Here is a 2,173-nt window from a genome sequence, read left to right as displayed (position 1 = left end):
TTGAGCTTTGACTACATAACTACCGATATCTACATCGGCGATATCGACAAAGGTCCAGCCATTTAAGCGGGCGTTTTCGCTCTTCAGGCCAGGAGGGCCATCTTCCAGATAAATCTTAGCCACATCCCCTAAAGCGATACGTTGTCCACCCTTAGCTACGATAGGAAGCAAGGCTAACTGTTCGGGGGAATCTCGATAGTCTTGTGGGTAACGAACATTAATTGGGTAGCGCTCTAGCCCTTCAATAGTGTTTGAAACATTCATACCTCCAATGGCTGAGGCTACAATTTGGTGAATATCTGCGATATTAAGGCCATAACGGGCAGCTTTTTCACGCTGAATATCGACTTTAATGTAACGGCCTCCAGCAACACGTTCGGAGTACACGGAGGCCGTTCCTGGTACGTCCTTCAGAACTTGCTCTAACTGTTTACCAATCCCTTGAATTACTCTCAGATCTGGCCCGGCTATCTTTATGCCTACAGGCGTTTTAATCCCGGTTGCTAGCATATCTATTCGGGTTTTAATCGGCATTACCCACGCATTAGTCACACCGGGGATTTTTACTAACTGATCTAGCTCTTGCTTAAGCTTGTCTGTTGTCATGCCCTCTCGCCATTCGCTTTTGGGCTTAAGCTGAATAAATGTTTCAATCATGGTCAGTGGGGCTGGGTCAGTGGCTGAATCAGCCCGGCCAACTTTACCGAATACACTTTTTACTTCAGGTAGGGTGGCAATGAGCTTGTCTGTTTGTTGTAGTACCTGCCGTGCCTGCCCAATAGAAATGCCAGGGTAGGTGGTCGGCATGTACATCAGATCACCTTCGTCAAGATCAGGAATAAACTCACTACCTAGTTTATCTAGAGGCCATAGTCCAATAGCCAAAATGATGAGGGCACCGAACAATGTGGTTTTCGGGAATTGTAAAACACCCCGAAGTACAGGCATATAGCCAGCAATTAGTATGCGGTTTATAGGGTTTTTATGCTCCGGCAATACTTTGCCACGAATGAAATAGCCCATCAGTACGGGTACTAATGTGATTGCTAGAGCTGCGGATGCCGCCATTGCATAAGTTTTTGTAAAGGCTAGGGGGGAGAACATGCGCCCTTCTTGCGCTTCCAAAGTAAAAACAGGAACAAAACTTACGGTGATGATCAGTAAGCTGAAGAACAGGGCTGGTCCTACTTCGGAAGCTGAATCGGCTACAATTTTCCAGCGATTCTCTGGAGTTAGCTCTGTCCGTTCCATGTGTTTATGCATGTTTTCAATCATGACGATTGCGCCGTCGATCATTGCGCCGATCGCGATGGCTATTCCACCCAAGGACATGATGTTGGCGTTAATACCTTGCCAATGCATTATGATGAAAGCGGTGAGGATACCTACGGGCAAACTGATTATTGCAACTAATGATGAACGGATATGAAAGAGGAAGGCCATGCATACTAAAGCCACAACCAGGAACTCTTCCAATAGTTTATACCATAGATTTTCAACGGCACGATCAATCAAACCAGAACGATCATACACTGTTACGACTTCTACCCCTTCAGGCAGACTGCTCTTTAGGCTATCCAGTTTTGCTTTGACACCGTTGATAGTTTGCTGGGCATTTTCCCCGAAACGCATTACAACTACGCCGCCAACGGTTTCACCTTCACCATTGAGGTCAGCAACACCTCGTCGCATCTGGGGACCTGTGCCAATGTCTGCAACATCTTTTAGTAATAAGGGCGTACCATTCTGATTGACACCAAGAGGAATAGTTTCTAGATCTTCAATGCCTTGAATGTAACCTGATGCTCTAACCATGTATTCAGCTTCGGCCATTTCTATGACAGAGGCCCCTACTTCTTGGTTACCCCGGCGAATTGCATTTTGAACATGGCTTAGTGGCATATTCAGCGCGCGTAATTTGTCCGGTTGTACTCGAACCTGGTACTGTTTGACCATGCCTCCCACAGGAGCTACTTCCGACACTCCGGGTACGGTCTGTAACTCATATTTCAGGAACCAGTCTTGTAGTGAGCGTAATTGGCTTAGATCATGTTGGCCTGTTCTATCCACCAAAGCATAGAGGTATACCCAGCCTACTCCTGTTGCGTCAGGTCCTAACTGAGGCCGGGCATTACTGGGGAGTGAAGGCGCAACTTGGCTGAGGTATTCAAGT

1 protein-coding gene is annotated in these 2,173 nt (G+C 46.8%); it reads right to left on the bottom strand.

Going from position 1 to position 2,173, the window contains the following annotated elements:
* The coding region (locus GY843_RS10940) for a CusA/CzcA family heavy metal efflux RND transporter (protein WP_297309460.1) at positions 1-2,173 on the bottom strand (2,173 nt) is incomplete at both ends.

This window comes from Neptuniibacter sp. (genome assembly GCF_024231755.1).
Taxonomy (GTDB): Bacteria; Pseudomonadota; Gammaproteobacteria; order Pseudomonadales; family Balneatricaceae; genus Neptuniibacter.
The sequence above is the reverse complement of the archived record's forward strand: the minus strand, read 5'-3'. Positions and strand labels throughout refer to the sequence as shown.